At 75.9% G+C, this 15,310-nt stretch carries 11 protein-coding genes; 4 read left to right on the forward strand and 7 right to left on the reverse strand.

The annotated features are described in order from the left end of the window. The first annotated feature begins 9 nt into the window (after positions 1 to 9). A complete protein-coding gene (locus tag ACO4JP_RS15630; protein WP_425954899.1) occupies positions 10 to 1,050 on the forward strand; it encodes a TOMM precursor leader peptide-binding protein in 1,041 nt (346 codons plus the stop codon). 4 nt (positions 1,051 to 1,054) lie between these two features. Here ACO4JP_RS15630 and ACO4JP_RS15635 read toward each other — a convergent pair whose 3' ends face one another. Further along, positions 1,055 to 1,426, reverse strand: coding sequence for a WhiB family transcriptional regulator (locus ACO4JP_RS15635; RefSeq protein ID WP_425954900.1), 372 nt, complete (start codon positions 1,424 to 1,426; stop codon positions 1,055 to 1,057). Positions 1,427 to 1,828: 402 nt separating this feature from the next. Then, positions 1,829 to 3,835: an ATP-dependent helicase gene (locus tag ACO4JP_RS15640; RefSeq protein ID WP_425954901.1), complete on the reverse strand. Its 2,007-nt coding sequence runs from the start codon at positions 3,833 to 3,835 to the stop codon at positions 1,829 to 1,831. A 283-nt stretch (positions 3,836 to 4,118) separates the two neighbouring features. Between ACO4JP_RS15640 and ACO4JP_RS15645 the strand changes: the two genes are divergently transcribed. Then, positions 4,119 to 4,343: a mycoredoxin gene (locus tag ACO4JP_RS15645; RefSeq protein ID WP_425954902.1), complete on the forward strand. Its 225-nt coding sequence runs from the start codon at positions 4,119 to 4,121 to the stop codon at positions 4,341 to 4,343. Positions 4,344 to 4,411: 68 nt separating this feature from the next. On the opposite strand, the gene ACO4JP_RS15650 is transcribed toward ACO4JP_RS15645, so the two are convergent. Together ACO4JP_RS15650 and nudC are read right to left on the reverse strand one after the other, a co-directional pair. Next, positions 4,412 to 4,918, reverse strand: coding sequence for an FBP domain-containing protein (locus tag ACO4JP_RS15650; protein WP_425954903.1), 507 nt, complete (start codon positions 4,916 to 4,918; stop codon positions 4,412 to 4,414). A 153-nt stretch (positions 4,919 to 5,071) separates the two neighbouring features. Continuing rightward, positions 5,072 to 6,133: an NAD(+) diphosphatase gene (gene nudC, locus ACO4JP_RS15655; protein ID WP_425954904.1), complete on the reverse strand. Its 1,062-nt coding sequence runs from the start codon at positions 6,131 to 6,133 to the stop codon at positions 5,072 to 5,074. A gap of 183 nt (positions 6,134 to 6,316) precedes the next feature. On the opposite strand from nudC, the gene ACO4JP_RS15660 reads away from it, so the two are divergent. Beyond that, positions 6,317 to 7,240: a phosphotransferase gene (locus tag ACO4JP_RS15660; protein ID WP_425954905.1), complete on the forward strand. Its 924-nt coding sequence runs from the start codon at positions 6,317 to 6,319 to the stop codon at positions 7,238 to 7,240. A 107-nt stretch (positions 7,241 to 7,347) separates the two neighbouring features. On the opposite strand, the gene ACO4JP_RS15665 is transcribed toward ACO4JP_RS15660, so the two are convergent. Together ACO4JP_RS15665 and ACO4JP_RS15670 are read right to left on the reverse strand one after the other, a co-directional pair. Beyond that, positions 7,348 to 10,779, reverse strand: coding sequence for a UvrD-helicase domain-containing protein (locus ACO4JP_RS15665; protein ID WP_425954906.1), 3,432 nt, complete (start codon positions 10,777 to 10,779; stop codon positions 7,348 to 7,350). Beyond that, a complete protein-coding gene (locus tag ACO4JP_RS15670; protein ID WP_425954907.1) occupies positions 10,776 to 14,105 on the reverse strand; it encodes a PD-(D/E)XK nuclease family protein in 3,330 nt (1,109 codons plus the stop codon). Before ACO4JP_RS15670 ends, ACO4JP_RS15665 begins: the two co-directional genes overlap by 4 nt. Positions 14,106 to 14,299: 194 nt before the next feature. Between ACO4JP_RS15670 and ACO4JP_RS15675 the strand changes: the two genes are divergently transcribed. Then, positions 14,300 to 14,524, forward strand: coding sequence for a DUF3107 domain-containing protein (locus ACO4JP_RS15675; protein ID WP_425954908.1), 225 nt, complete (start codon positions 14,300 to 14,302; stop codon positions 14,522 to 14,524). Between the two features lie 61 nt (positions 14,525 to 14,585). Here ACO4JP_RS15675 and ACO4JP_RS15680 read toward each other — a convergent pair whose 3' ends face one another. Next, complete coding sequence (locus tag ACO4JP_RS15680) at positions 14,586 to 15,305, reverse strand: ferritin-like fold-containing protein (RefSeq protein WP_425954909.1); 720 nt, start codon at positions 15,303 to 15,305, stop codon at positions 14,586 to 14,588. Positions 15,306 to 15,310 lie beyond the last annotated feature (5 nt).

Below are 15,310 nucleotides of genomic sequence, written 5' to 3' on the forward strand. Positions count from 1 at the left end.
GCTGGCGCCATGACTCGGGACCAGAGCATCGCGCGGCTGCGGATGCGCGCCGGCACGCCCGTGCTCGACCGCGGCAGGGGCGAGGTGCAGCTCGGCACCGACCCCCGGTGGGCGCTGCGCCTCGCCGGGCTCGACGCCGCCGAGGTCGCCTGGCTGCGCGAGCTGGCGACGCGGCGCCACACGTCGCCGGTGGCGTCGGCCGACCGCCACGGCGTGGTCCCGGCACGGCGGGAGGAGATCGCGGCGGTGCTCCGACGCGGCGGGTTCCTGCACGCGGCCGACCCGGCGGGCGGTCGAGCCCCGGTGCTGGCGGTCGGTGACGGCGCCGCCGACGCCCCCGCGCTCGGCGCACTGCGCCCCGACGGCGCGGGCCGCCTGACGCTCGCCAGACGGGCGCGGTCCGCGGTCGCCGTCGCCGGGCTGGGGCGGCTGGGCGCCGCGATCGCGCTGCAGCTGGCCACGGCCGGCGTCGGCACGCTCGTGCTCGCGGACGCTGCGCCCGTCCAGACGACGGACCTGGGGCTCGGTGCCTACGGGCCCGGAGACGTCGGGCGGCCGCGGTGGGCCGCGCTCGCCGTCGTCCTCGCGCGGGCAGCGCCGCGCACGCGCGTGCAGCCCGACGGCGCCGCCGACGTCGTCGTCCTCGTGGAGGCGCACGTGCCGACGCCGGCGCGCTACGTGCGGCTCATGGGAGAAGGGGTGGCGCACCTGACGGTCGCCGTCCGGGAGGCGGACGTCGTCGTCGGGCCGTTCGTGCTGCCCGGCGTGACGCCGTGCGCGCGCTGCGCCGAGCTGCACCGGGCCGACGAGGACCCGGTGTGGCCCGCGCTGGCCACCCAGCTGCGGCAGACGGAGGAGCTGCCGCAGGAGACGACGCTGGCCGCGGGGGCGGCCGCGCTCGCGGCTGCGCAGGTGCTCGCGCACCTCGACGGGCTCCGGCCGGCGTCGGCCGGGGCGCTGGTCGAGCTCGCGCTGCCGCAGGTGCTGCCGCGGACGCACGAGCTGCGGCCGCACCCGAGGTGCGGCTGCGTGACCCTCCGCCGCGAGTGAAGGGTCACGCAGCCGCCACGGCCTCCGACTTGCGGGGCCGGCCGCGCCCGCGCTTGCGGGCGACGACGACGCCGTCGACGAAGACCTCGCCGCCCCAGACACCCCAGGGCTCGGCGCGCTCGATGGCGCCGGCCAGGCAGCCTTCCATGAGCGGGCAGGTGCGGCAGAGCGCCTTGGCCTCCTCGACCTGGGCGCTGTGCTCGGCGAACCAGAGCTCCGGGTCGTGGGTGCGGCAGGGAAGGACGCCGTTCATCACGGCGTCGAAGGCGGCCCGGTCGACGTCTTCGCCGACCGGCAGTGGTTGGTGGGGGGTCCAGGCGGCGGCACCCGGAGCCATCTCCAGGTAACGCTCGTCCAGCAGGTGCGCGAGTCGCACGATTCCTCCGTCAGGTTCTGAAAAGCTCGTCTGTGGCTCTTTCAGGACCTGCGGGGCGGGGTGTTCTCATCGACGATGAAACACGAAGGCCGCGGGTCCTGGGAGGACTCCGCGGCCTGGATCTGGATCTCCGGTCTAAGCCGGCGATCTCCCAGATGCGGAGTCGGGTGCGAGGGCGGGGCGGAAGCTGCCGAGCCAGACTCGCTTCTGTCCACGCGTACGGGACGGCACGTCGTAACCCAGGGCATGCGTGGGCGCGACGAGAGCCGTCGTCATCGTGATGTTGATCTCCACTGCTTCCACCTCCTTCGTTGCGCTCGGACGCTCGCCGCTCGGCGCGCGCCACCTCCGTCAGGGACACTCAGAGGATAGAACGACTCTCCCCGCGCGCCACATCTTTTTTTACGAGAAGTTTTTCGCGCCGTCCGCACGGGCCACGACGGCCAGCACCGCGGCCCCGTACTTGTCGATCTTTGCGGGGCCGATGCCCTGGATCCGGGCGAGCTGCGAGGCCGATGACGGGCGCACCTCGGCGACCGCCGCGAGCACGGCGTCGGTCAGCACCGTATAGGCGGGCTTGTCGATCTCCACGGCCACCTGGCGGCGCCACTCCCGCAGCGCCTCGAAGAGCGCGGCGTCGTGCTCGCCGGTGAGCAGGGCGCGGGGCCGGCCGCGGGACGGCGCGGTACGGCGGCCGCCGTCCGGCTCGGGCCACAGGCCGTCGAGGAACCGCGTGCGCTTGCGGCTTGCGCGCCCGCCCGGCGTGCGGGACCGCGCGAACGACACCTCGAGGTGCACCCGTGCCCGCGTCACGCCGACGTACAGCAGTCGCCGCTCCTCGGCGACGGCGTCGTCCGTCTCGGCCAGGGAGATGGGCATGAGGCCCTCGCTCGTCCCGGCGAGGAAGACGGCGTCCCACTCCAGGCCCTTGGCCGCGTGCAGCGACGCGAGCGTGACGCCCTCGACCTTAGGCGCGTGCTGCGCCGCGGCCCGCTCCTCGAGCTCGGCGACGAGGCTCGCGATCGTGGCCGGGCCGGTGCGGGCAAGATCGTCGGCGAGCCCGACCAGCGCCTGCATCGCGTCCCACCGTTCGCGCGCCGCGCCGCGCGCCGCCGGCGCCTTCTCGGACCAGCCGGCCGTCGTGAGCACGTCCCGAACCTGCTCGGGCATCGGCTGGTCAGGGTCTGCGGACCGCGCGGCGCCACGCAGCAGCACGACGGCGTCGCGCACCTCCTTGCGCTGGAAGAACCGCTGGCCGCCGCGCACCTGGTAGCCGATGCCGGCGTCGGCGAGCGCGGCCTCGAACGCCTCCGACTGCGCGTTGGTGCGGTACAGCACCGCGATCTCGCTCGGGTGGATGCCGTTCGCGATGAGCCGCGCCGCCTTGGCGGCGATCCCCGCGGCCTCGGCCTCGTCGTCGTCGTACGCCATGAAGCTCACGGGCGGGCCGGCCTTGCGCTGCGCGCGCAGCTCGAGCGCGCCGGACACCCCGCCGCGGCGCAGCACCTCGTTCGCAAGGTTCACCACCTGGGGCGTGGAGCGGTAGTCGCGCACCAGCCGGATCTCCTGGGCCGCGGGGAAACGCTTGCGGAACCCGAGCAGGTAGTGGGGGGTGGCGCCCGTGAAGGAGTAGATGGTCTGCGAGGGATCGCCGACCACGCACAGCTCGTTCCGGTCGCCGAGCCACTGGTCGAGCAGGAACTGCTGCAGCGGCGAGACGTCCTGGTACTCGTCGACGACGAAGTGGCGGTACTGCCCGCGGACCTCGTCCGCGACCGCTCGGTTCTCGGCGAGGATCCCCGCGAGGATCTGGAGCACGTCCTCGAAGTCGATGACACCCCGCTCGCTCTTGACGTCCTCGTAGGCCCTGGCCAGGCGCGCGACCTGCTGGTGGTCGAAGCCCGCCGGGGCCGTGCGGCCGTCGGCCAGGGCGCGGCGCTCGTAGTCGTCCGCGGCGACCAGGCTGACCTTCGCCCACTCGATCTCGGACGCGAGGTCGCGCACCGCGACCCGGTCCACGCTCACGCCGACGAGCCGCGCGGCTTCCGCGACGAGCGGCGCCTTGTGCTCGAGGATGCGGTTCGGCGCCCCGCCGATGACCCGTGGCCAGAAGTACCCGAGCTGCCGCAGGGCTGCGGCGTGGAACGTGCGGGCCTGGACGCCGGCCACCCCGAGGTCGCGCAGGCGCGTCCGCATCTCCCCCGCGGCGCGGGCGGTGAACGTCACGGCGAGCACCGCCGTCGGTGTGTACACGCCTGTGCGCACGCCGTACGCGATGCGGTGGGTGATCGCGCGCGTCTTGCCCGTCCCCGCGCCGGCGAGGACGACGACGGGGCCGCGCAGGGCGGTGGCGACCTCCCGCTGCTCGGGGTCGAGGGCGTCGAGGATCGCGTCAGGGTGCGTGGACATCGCTCGCGATTCTCGCAGCCGGCGCCGACACTCAGCGAGCCGCGAAGGCGGCCACGAACGTCGCGGCGGCGCCGTAGTAACACGGTGGTGCCGCATCGGGTGATCGCGCGCCGCACCGGCGTCGCGGAGAACGCCTGAACGCGCTCATCGCGCCGGAGGCCGAGACGGCGGAGGTCGACGACCCGGACCGTCGACGGTGTCAGGGATGATAGGCACGGCCGGTGCGCGAGTACCGGCGGACGTGCCGATCCCCGACCCGGAGGCGACCTTGGGCTCTCTGACGATGTACACGACGACCTGGTGCGGCTACTGCCGTCGGCTCAAGACGCAGCTCGCCTCCGCAGGCATCGCCTACACCGAGATCGACATCGAGGAGAACCCGGAGACGGCCGCCTTCGTCGCGGAGGTCAACGGCGGCGACTGGATCGTCCCGACGGTGCTCTACCCGGACGGCACGACGGCGACCAACCCGTCCCTGGCCGACGTGAAGCGGGCGCTCGCGGCCTAAGGCTCCGTCTCGGTCGAGTCCGCGTTGCCGGATCCAGGTCTGGACCTGGTCGCCCTCCGGGTGAGGCGCTACCGCGTCCGGAGCACCTCGCGGGCGAACCGCTGGGAGCGTTCCTGCAGCCCAGCGATCCGCAGCTCGGTGAAGACCTCGTGGACGGCGGGATCGTTGCCGGCCTCCGTGTACGTGGGCTTGCGGCGCACGTTGCGCGAGCAGCCGAACTCGGTGCACACGAGCGTCCCGATCGTGTCCCCCTTGCGGCCGGCGGCCCCGGCGCGGCGCGCGGCGTAGAGCGAGACGTCGTCGGTGACGACGACGTCCTCGCACCACGCGCACACGCCCTTGCTCCGCCGGCGATCCGCACCGGCCGAGGGAGCGCGCAGCAGCACGCTCACGGGCTCGCCGTCGCACCACACGGTGACGTACGCCGCGAGCGGCGCCTTGCGGTCGCGCCAGCCGAGGTAGTCCAGGCGCTCCCAGGCGACCTCCGCGAGGTCCGGGAGGGTGGCCTGCGCGATCTCCCGCTTCGTCGCGTTGACGAAGGAGTCGCGGATCTGCTTCTCGGTGAGGGGACTCATGCGCTGTGCTCCGGAACAGGCCATGGCGCAGCAGGGCGTCGAGCTGCTGCCACCTTCTGCTGGTTGGTACTTGCCTACAGCCTATAGGAAGAGCCTCGTGCCCTTCACGCCGTCGCGTCCCGCAGCCGTCCTGCCGCCGGCCCTGTAATGGCCTTAGGCACCCGGGAGCGGGGCCCCGTACCACTCCTCGATGAGCGCCCGGGCGATCGAGAGCCGGGTCGGGAGCGCGACCTCCCCGTCCTGCACCGCCTCGAGGAGCTCGGCGCGCGTGAACCAGCGCGCGGCCGTGAGCTCGACGCCGTCGGGCGCCGCCTCGCCCGCGCTGCCGGCCACGTGCGCGCGGAAGCCCAGCATGAGCGAGGCCGGGAACGGCCACGTCTGCGACCCGCGGTAGACGACGTCGCCCAGCCCGTCGGCGACGTGCACCCCGACCTCCTCGGAGACCTCGCGCCGCACCGCCTGCTCGAGGCTCTCCCCCGGCTCGACGAAGCCGGCGAGCGTCGAGAAGCGGTGCGCGGGCCAGTGCGCTGCGTGGCCGAGCAGGATGCGGTCGGCGTCGTCCACCACCGCCATGATCACCGCCGGGTCGGTGCGCGGGTACAGCTCGCGGTCCTCCACCGGGCACCACCGCACCCAGCCCGCCTTGCGCACGTGCGTCGGCGCGCCGCAGCGCGGGCAGAACGCGTGCACGGCGTGCCAGTTCGCGAGCGCGACCGCCTGGGTGGCGAGCCCCTGCTCGAGGTCGTCGAGGCCGTCGAGGTTGCGGAGGATCTCCCAGCGCCGGCCAGCCGGCGTGCCGGAGGTCGCGACGCCGTCGAGCTCCGCCAGCGCCGACTCCGTCTGCGGCAGGACGAGCGCGGTGTACGGGACGTCGTCGTGCTCGCCGAGGAACAGCCACAGTGGCGGCTCCTCGGCGGGTGGGGTGTCGCGCACCACGTCCGCCGGGTCGTACGCCGCATCGGGCCGCGGGGGCGGCGTGGGGCTGTGGTCGGCGGGCGCGGGGAGGCCCCCGGGGCTGAGCAGCGCCAGGCGCGTCCCGAGGTCGCCGGGGACGACGCCGAGGCGGTCCCCGTGCAGGACCAGCACGCGGGTCGCAGGGTCCGCGTGCAGGCGGGACAGCAGGACCGGGTCGTCCCGGTGCTCGGCCGCACGGTCGTGGCGGGCGCGGGCGAAGGGCAGGTCGAGCGCGGGGACGGCGGGAGCTGGCGTGGTCACGGTTCGACGGTAGTGGGCCCCCGGCCGGGCCGGGGCGCCGGCCCGTCGCGGCTCCCCGGGAACGCCCGTCGCGGATGCCGCCCAGCGAGCGGCAGCCCACCGCGGCGAGGCTGCGGGCGCCGTCGGGCCCGACACGCCCGCTCCTAGCGACGGCGGCGCCCAGGCCGCCGCTACGGTGAGCATGTGGCTCGCTCCCCCCTCGCCCTCGCCGCGCTCACCACGGCCGCCGTGCAGGGCCTCGACGCACACTCGGTCCGTCGCGAGATCGCGCCCGGCGAGTACGACGTCGCCGTCGTGACGGCGGCCGACGGCACGCAGTGGGAGGTGCGTGCGCCCCGCTCGGCCATGGCCGGCGCCGCGCTCGAGGCCGAGATGGAGCTGCTCGAGGCGCTGCACCTGTACCACGAGGCGGGCGTGCTGCCCTTCGCCGTGCCGCGCGTCGCCGGGTCGGCGCTGCTGCCCGAGGGCGGCCGCGCCGTCGTCCACAAGCACATCGCCGGGGCGCCGCTCGACATCGAGACGCTCTCTCCCGGGCCCGGCCTCGCGGCCGACCTCGGGCGCACCCTCGCGGCGGTCCACGAGCTGCCCGCCTCGGTGGTCGAGGCGTGCGGCCTGCCGTCCTACGCCGCCGAGGTCTACCGCGAGCGCCGTCTCGTCGAGCTCGACGAGGCCGCCGCGACGGGCCGTGTCCCGACGGCGCTCCTGCGCCGGTGGGAGGCAGCGCTCGAGGACGTGGCCCTGTGGCGGTTCCGGCCCGTCGTCGTGCACGGCGACCTCGCCGCCGACCAGGTGCTCGTCGCCAGCGGTCGGGTCGCAGCGATCACCGGCTGGTCCGACGCACGCGTCGCCGACCCCGCGGACGACCTCGCATGGCTGCTCGTCGCGGCCCCGCCCGAGTCCGTGGACTCGATCATGGAGGCCTACCAGCTCCGCCGGACGGAGCTGCAGGATCCGCGGCTCGTCGACCGCGCGCTGCTCGTGGGCGAGCTCGCGCTCGCGCGCTGGCTGCTGCACGGCGTGCGGCAGGGGCTGCCCGAGGTGGTCGAGGACGCCGAGGCGATGCTGGCCGACCTGGACGAGGCGACCCGGGAGGACGACTCCGCCTGACGCGGGTCACGCGCCGAGGTGCCTTGCACGCGCGTGCCGGCCCTGTCGAGGGAGGCAAGCAGCTCGTCCCACGCCCCGGGCTCCCGCGGCGTCACGGCTTCCGAGAGCTAGACACCCCCGATCAGCGCCTCCAGCTCGTTCTCCGTGCGCAGCCGCTCTGGCCGCACCGTCTCCCCCGTCCCGACGTAGTAGAACGCCGCGCTCACCTGCTCCAGCGGCAGACCCGTCCACCGCGACCACGCCAGCCGGTAGACGGCGAGCTGCACCTCGCGCGCCGCGCGGGCGTCGTCGTCGGCGGGCGGCCGGCCGGTCTTCCAGTCGACGACCACCACCGAGCCGGGCCCGCGTTCGGGGTCCGGGAAGACGGCGTCCATGCGCGAGCGCGTCATGACCCCGGCGAGCGGGGTCTCGACGTCCTGCTCGACGGCGATCGGTGTGCGGGCCGCCCACCCGCTCGCGCGGAACCGCGCCTGCAGCACCTCCAGGTCGGCGTCGGTCTGCATGTCGCCGTCGTCGGCGCCGGGCAGGTCGTCGACGTCGACCAGCGACGACGACGTGAAGTACCGCTCGACCCACTCGTGGAACCGGGTGCCACGGCGTGCATGGACCGTGGGCTGGGCCGGGACGGGGCGGCGCAGCTGGAGGGCGAACGCGTCGCGGTCGGTCGCGAGCCGCACCAGCCCCGACGCCGAGACGTGCGCGGGCATCTCGACCTCGTGGCCGGTGCGCTCGTCGCGCTCGGCCAGCAGCATGCGCGCGAGCTCGACCACGTCGTGCCCGGCGGCGTCGCGCAGCACGTCGGCCGGGGCGGCGACCTCGCCTGCCGGGACGTCTCCACGCGCCGCGGCCGCGGCGTGGACCAGGTCCGCCGTGGCGCGCAGCAGGTCGCGCGGCGAGCCCGCCTCGACGTCGTCGGGCGCCGGCCACGAGGCGCTGACCTCGGCAGCGTCACGCGGGTTGGCGTCTTCGGGCTCGGGCAAGGCGGCCCAGCCGCCGGTGCTGACCAGGCCCGTCTCGGCGAGTTCGGTGAGGAACGGCGAGATGCGGCGCGGCTTCGAGGCCGTGCCCCACCAGTGGGCCGCGAGCAGCAATTCCCGGCGGGCGCGCGTGAAGGCGACGTACGCAAGCCGGCGCTCCTCGGTGAGCACGTGCTCGCCGCACGCGGCGCGAAACTCCACCCGCCGCGCCTCGAGCTCGCGCGTGTCCGCAGCAGCCTCCCAGCGGAACGCGGGCAGGTCGGCCGCGTCGCCCCGCAGTGGGTACGGCAGGGCGCCCGCGTCGGTGAGCCAGCCGCTGTCGGTGCGCTGGCCCGTCGACGTCTCGGCGATCGTCGGGAACACGCCGTCGACCAGGCCCGGCACGGCGACGACGTCCCACTCCAGGCCCTTGGCGGCGTGCGCGGTGATGACCTGCACGGCGTCCGGGTCGGGCTCGCGCACGGGCATGTCGAGGCCGCGCTCCTGGGTCTGGGCGACCCCGAGCCAGGCGAGGAACGCGCCGAGCGTGGCGACGTCGGCCGACTGCGCGAACGTGGCGGCGACGTCGCGGAACGCGTCGAGGTGCTCGCGCCCGCGGCGGCTCACGCGTTCGCCCGCGTCGGGCGCGAGGGCGGCGAGGACGTCCGCGGTCGCGACCTCGACGTCGAGCCCGAGGGCACGCTCGGCCTGCACCACGAGCTCCGGCAGGGACAGGTACGTGAGCCCGCGCAGCCCGCGGAGCACCCGGCCGAGTGCGCTCAGCCGGGCGTGGCCCGGTGCGCTGAGCGTCCGCCCGTCGCGCGCGGGACGGCTCAAGGCGGGCAGGTCGTCGAGGGCGTCCACGAGCGAACGGTGGTCGACAACGTCCCCCTCCACCACCGGGTCGCCCTCGTCCGGCCCCACGGGCGCGGCCGCTCGCCGCGGGTCGTCCGCGCGCGCGAGGTCGTACGCCCACGACCCGAGGGCATGCAGGTCGGCCGCGCCGAGGTTGACGCGCGGCCCGGTCAGCAGACGCAGCAGCGAGTCGCCGCGCGACGGGTCGTGCACCGCCTCGAGCAGCGCGACGACGTCGACCACCTCCGGCGTGGACAGCAGGCCGCCCAGGCCCACCACCTCGACCGGCAGCCCGCGCCGCCGCAGCGCGACCTCGACGGCCGCGAACTGCGAGCGCGCCCGGCACAGCACGGCGCCGGTCACGCGGCCGTCAGGGTGCGAGCCGGGGCGCCACCGCTCCGCGACCCACTCCGCGACCGCCTCGGCCTCCTCCTCGAGCGTCGTGGCCACGTGCGCGGTCACGACGCCGATGCCGGCGCCGGGCCGCAGGTCGAGTGGCGGCACGTGGGTCGCGAGGCCCTCGCGCAGCGGGGCCGACGCCACGTTCGCGGCGGCCAGCACCGCTGCGTCGTTGCGCCACGACGTCGACAGGTAGCGCACGCCGGCGGGGGCGCCGTCGGCGTGGCGGAACCGCTCCGGGAACCTCGCAAGGCCCGACGCCGAGGCGCCGCGCCAGCCGTAGATCGACTGGTGCGGGTCGCCCACGGCCGTCACCGCGTGCCCGCCGCCGAACAGCCCGGCAAGCAGCTCGACCTGCGCGTACGACGTGTCCTGGTACTCGTCGAGCAGCACCACGCGGAAGCGCGTGCGCTCGACCTCGCCGACGTGCGGCACCGACCGCGCGAGCTCGGCCGCGAACGCGATCTGGTCGCCGAAGTCGAGGGCGTCGGCCGTGCGCTTGCGGCGGCGGTACTCGGCGACGAGGTCCAGCAGGCTCCGCCGCTCCGCGAGGCTGCGCAGCAGCTTCTCGACGTCGGCGCCGCGCGTCCGCTGGCGCGTGCCGAGGGGCAGCGCCTCGAGCCGCTCGAGCATCGCGTCGAGCGCCGCCCGCGCCTCGTCGACCGGGACGAGGTGCTCGCCGAGCTCGCCCGAGAGCCCGATGACGGCCCCGACGACGCCCGACACGGAGCGGTCCGTCCCGAGGTCCTCGTCCCAGGACTCGACGAGCTGGTTCGCGAGCTGCCACTGGTTGGCCTCGCCCAGCAGCCGCGACCCGGGCTCGACGCCGAGCCGCAGCCCGTGGTCGGTCACCAGCGACGCGGCGTAGGCGTTGTACGTGGCGACGGTGGGCCGGGCGAGCAGGTCGATCGCGGCGTCGGCGCGCGACGTCGTCCGCCCCCGCGCCCGCGCGAGCTGGGCCAGGCGCGAGGTGATGCGGGTCTGCAGCTCACCCGCCGCCTTGCGCGTGAACGTCAGGCCGAGCACCTGCTCGGGCTCGACCAGCCCGTTGGCGATGAGCCACACCACGCGAGCGGCCATGGTCTCCGTCTTGCCGGACCCGGCGCCCGCGACGACGAGCGTCGGTTCGAGCGGCGCCTCGATGACGGCGACCTGCTCGTCCGTCGGCGCGTGCCGCCCGATGAGCCGCGCGATGTCGCGGGCCGTGAGCGTCGGCGCCGGCGTGCCGACCTCCGCCGGCTCGGGCTCGAGCGCCGACCAGTCGTCGAGGGGCGCCCCGATACCGCCGAGCTGGAGCTCGAACCCGAGCTGCTCGTCCTCGGTGCTCACGCGACCACGCCACTTCCCTCGGGCTGCAGAGGGCAGGACCTGCGCACCGGGCACATGGGGCACAGGTCGTTGGTGTGCGCGGCGAACCGCGCGGCCGCCATCGTGTCGGCGGCGCCCTCGACGAGGGCGCCCGCCCAGCTCGAGCCGTCGGGTTCGGGGGCGAGCGCGGGCTGCTCGCGCAGCGAGGCCCGCACGGTGTCGGTGCCGACGTACACGAGCCGGGCCCCCGCGCTGCGCGTCCCCTCGGGCAGGCCCAGCGCCCCGCTCTCGACGGCGAGCTGGTACACGCCGAGCTGAGGATGCTCCGCGGCCTTCTCCTTGGTGGGCACGCTGCGGCCGGTCTTGAGATCGGCCACGATCGCGGCGCCGCCGCCGCCGTCCTCGACCCGGTCGACCTTGCCGCGCAGCCGGGCGCGCCCCACCTCGAGCTCGAACTCCGCCTCGATCGCGAGCGGCGCCCCGGCCCCGGCCAGATAGTCCGCGAGGCGCTCGACCATGCGCTCGGCCCGCTGCCGCAGCTGCCGAGCAGGCCAGCCGGGCGGCAGCGCGAGCTGCGGCCAGCGCCGGTCGAGCTCGGCCTTGAGCTCGTGCAGCGAGCCCATGGGCAGGTCCTCGGCGATGGCGTGCACGAGGGTCCCGAGCGTCTGGCTGGTGTCGTCCGCGGGCGTGCCGCCGGCGCTCTCGAACGCCCAGCGCAGCGCGCACGTCGTCACGGTCTCGACCTTGGACGGAGACACCGGGACCACGTCGTCCTCGCCCCACAGGCGGGCGTCGCTCGACGCGCCGGCCACCCCGTACCAGGTGCGCGGGTCGGCCTCCGGCACTCCGGCGGCGGCGAGGTCGGCAAGCAGCATCGCGGCCGCCGCTGCCCGCGCCCCGCCGGCGGTCGAGCCCGGCGACGGCACGCCGGACGGTGCAAGAGGTGTGACTGAGGGAGCCGATGCCGCCGCCTGCACGAGCGCAGCCCGGGCCGTCGCGACGACACCGCGCAGGTCCAGCGGCGCCCCGACGTCGAGGCGACGCGGGTCGCGCGCCTCGTCCTCGCCGTCGCCGGGTGGCACGACGAGGTCGCAGAACACGCTCGGCGCGTCCTCGGCGTCCTCGACCGCGGTCACCAGCAGGCGTCGCCGCGCTCGCGACGTCGCGACGACGAACGCGCGCAGCTCGTCCGCCAGCACCTGCTGACGCGCTTCCGGCCCGAGCCCGTGCGCGTCCTGCGACCGTCCCGCCAGCAGCTCGACCAGCGCCTGCGAGCCCAGCAGCGAGTCGCGCAGGCGCAGGTCGGGCCACACGCCGTCCTGCACGCCCGCGACCACGACGACGTCCCACTCGCGCCCGGCCGCGCCTGCGGGCGTGAGCGCCTCGACGGCGTGAGCGCCCGACGCCGACGCCGCCAGCGAGTCCGCGGGAAGGTCCTGCGAGGCGAGGTAGTCGACGAACGCGGCGACGGGCGCACCCGGCAGGCGGTCGACGTAGGTCTCGGCCGCCCGGAACAGCGCGAGCACGGCGTCGAGGTCGCGGTCCGCGCGCATCCCGGCCGCGCCGCCCGCGAGCGCCGCGTCGCGCCACCGCTCGGCCAGGCCCGTCGCGGCCCACACGGCCCACAGCACGGTCTGCGCCGTGGCGCCGGGCTCCGCCGCAGCCTCGCGCCCGGCGGCCAGGACGCGCGCGACCGCCATCGTGCCGCGCCGCACCGGCCCGGGCAAGGTCGCCGAGCGCGCTGGGTCGCCCAGCACCTCGACCAGCAGCGTGTCCGACGTGCGCCCGCCGCCCGCCGCGAGCTCCTCGGCCCGCAGGGCCCGGCGCAGGCGGCGCAGCGCGACGGCGTCGAGCCCGCCGACGGGCGAAGTCAGCAGCGCGGCGGCCGTGTCGGCGTCGAGCAGGGGATACGGGTCCGGCGCCCCGCCGTCGGCGAGGTCCTCGAGCAGCGCCTCGAGGCTGCCCGGCGCCGCGCCGGTGCTCACGCGGAGCGCGGCGAGCAGGGGCGCGACGGCGGGCTCCTCGCGCAGCGGCACGTCCGATCCGAGCAGCGCCACCGGGACCGACGCTGCGACGAGGTCGCGGCGCAGCGCCGCGAGCCGGTCGCCCGAGCGCGCGATCACCGCCATGCGCTCCCAGGGGGTGCCATGAAGCAGGTGCTCGGCGCGCAGCTCGCGCGCCACGTACGCGGCCTCCTGCGCGGCCCCGGCGAGCACCGCGACTGCGACGCCGGCGGGGGCACCGCCGTCGGGCGCCCCGTCGCTCGCGGCAGCGAGCGCACCGCGCTGGAACGGCCCGCCCACCGTGGGGATCCGCGACGTCACGTCCCGCGTGACCTCGCGCAGGTCCTTCGTCTGCCGCCAGACCGAACCGAGCACGACGACGTCGGCCCCGAACGCGCCGAGCGACCGCGCGGGCGCCGCGGCCCGCCCGACGAGCCCCGGCGTCGCACCCCGGAAGCCCTGGACCGCGGAGTCCGGGTCGGCGAGGAGGACCAGCCGCGACCCGGCGTCGTGCAGCACGTGCAGCAGCCGCGCGGTGGCGACCGTCGCCTCCTGGTAGTCGTCGACGACGACCAGGTCCCACGCCGGCCGCGCGGCGCCCGGCACCTCGTCCTCCCACGCGTCGAGCGACTGCGCCGCCTCGTCGACGACGACGGCCGGGTCGTACCGTGCGCCGGAGTCGGGCGTGCCCAGGCGCAGCGCCGTGACGTCGAGGTACTCCTCGTAGAGCTGGGCGGCCATCCTCCACTCGGGGCGCGCGTGCGCCCTCCCGAGCTCCGCCAGGTCCGCCGGCCCGACGCCGCGCTCGGCCGCGCGCATGAGCAGGTCGCGCAGCTCCTGGCGCAGGCCGCGCAGGCCCAGCGCGTCCTCGGGCAGCCCGTCGGGCAGCAGCAGCGGCGCGCCCTCGCCCTCGAGGTGCCCGGCGAGCAGCTCGGCGAGCACCAGGTCCTGTTCCGGCCCCGACACGAGCGTCGGAGTCGGCTCCCCGAGCGCTGCGGCGCGCGTGCGCAGCACCGCGAACGCCGCCGACGCCGCCGTGCGCACCATCGGTGCGCCGAGCGTGCGTCCCGACGCCGCCGCGACCTGGTCGCGCAGCCGCGCGGCCGCGCGGCGGGACGCAGCGAGCACCAGCACACGCCCGGGGTCGAGCCCCCAGGACGTCACTGCCTCGACCGCGATCGCCGCGGCCACCGTGGTGCGCCCGGTGCCCGGGGCGCCGGCGACCAGCAACGCCGGCGCGGTCCGCGCCTCCTCGAGGGCGGCCAGCTGCGTGATATCGAGCACCACCTCCGGGCCGACGACGGGTGCCGGAGGCACGAGCCGGGGCGCGGAGGTGATCGTCATGCCGCACATCCGACCATGGGCCACCGACAGCCCCGCGCCCCGCGGCGTTGTCAGAACGACACGGATCGGCCCTCGGCGAAACCTCCGCCCGGAGCACCGTTCCCTCAAACAGCCCTGACTAGGATCGATCCAGGCTCCGGCACGCCGGAGTATCCGCAAGCCCTGCGCGCACGCGCGCCTGCGAAGGAGAGAACGTGGAAGTCACGATCGGTGTGCAGAACCTGCCGCGCGAGCTTGCCCTGGAGACAGACCTCAGCGCCGACGAGGTCACCGCGACCCTGAAGAAGGCGCTCGCGGACGGCAGCGTCCTCGAGCTCACCGACACGCGCGGTCGCCGCATCGTCGTGCCGACGTCGGCCATCGGCTACGTCGAGGTCGGCCCCGAGGAGACGCGCCGGGTGGGCTTCGGCTCGCTCTGACCGACGTCGCGTGGTCTGGCTCGTCGAGACCTGGTCTCGACGAGCGGACCGCGCTCGGCGCTCAGGCCGCGAGGCCCATGCGGTCCATGCGCCGCGTGTGCTCGGCCGTGAGCTCGCTCAGCACCCAAGCGACGGGGTCGGCGGGTGCCTCGCCGTCGAGCGATGCGGCAGCGGCCACCGCCCGCGCGAGCCTCGCGAGGCCCGGTCGCGTGGCCAGCAGCTCCTGCGAGAGCGACAGCGACTCGCCGACGACGCGCCGGCTCCACAGCGCCATCCGCGAGGCCAGGCGCGCGTCGGCCTCGGCAGCGGCGCGCACCAGCGCCGTCGTGCTCTGGTACCCGTCGGGATCGAGCGCGAGCGCGTCGCCGACGGCGGCCGCACCCTCGGCCGGCAACCCCCGCGCGAGCAGCCGGCACAGGTCGCTGGGGACGCCGTGGCCGACGATGCCCTTGAGCAGGCCCTCCCACCACGTGGTCTCGTGAGTGCGCGCCTCGAACGAGTCGAGCACCCCCTCGAACGGCGTCATCAGCGCCACCGGCTCCACGCCGTGCGCCGCGCCGATCGCCAGCAGCGCCTGCTGTTGCGCGGCCACCCGCTGCGCGATCGTCACCATGCGCTGCGCCGCGCCGAGGTCCGGGGCGTCCAGCACGTGCTCACCGATCAGGCCGAAGAGCCCCAGGCGCACGTAGGCGGCGAGCCCGGCGAGCTCCAGCAGCGGGCCGGCGTCGACGGCGGACACGGCGTCGGGCATGGCGTCGGGAGCGGCGGGCTGCTGGCTCATTCGGT

Origin of the sequence: Xylanimonas sp. McL0601 (genome assembly GCF_049852175.1) — a bacterium.
In the GTDB taxonomy this organism is placed as follows: domain Bacteria; phylum Actinomycetota; class Actinomycetes; order Actinomycetales; family Cellulomonadaceae; genus Xylanimonas.

Bases quoted from the DNA above. Each gene is read 5' to 3' on its own strand.
- ACO4JP_RS15650 (WP_425954903.1), bottom strand. From the start codon at position 4,918: ATGAGTCCCCTCACCGAGAAGCAGATCCGCGACTCCTTCGTCAACGCG.
- ACO4JP_RS15630 (WP_425954899.1), top strand. From the start codon at position 10: ATGACTCGGGACCAGAGCATCGCGCGGCTGCGGATGCGCGCCGGCACG.
- ACO4JP_RS15670 (WP_425954907.1), bottom strand. From the start codon at position 14,105: ATGACGATCACCTCCGCGCCCCGGCTCGTGCCTCCGGCACCCGTCGTC.
- ACO4JP_RS15645 (WP_425954902.1), top strand. From the start codon at position 4,119: ATGTACACGACGACCTGGTGCGGCTACTGCCGTCGGCTCAAGACGCAG.
- ACO4JP_RS15640 (WP_425954901.1), bottom strand. From the start codon at position 3,835: ATGTCCACGCACCCTGACGCGATCCTCGACGCCCTCGACCCCGAGCAG.
- ACO4JP_RS15680 (WP_425954909.1), bottom strand. From the start codon at position 15,305: ATGAGCCAGCAGCCCGCCGCTCCCGACGCCATGCCCGACGCCGTGTCC.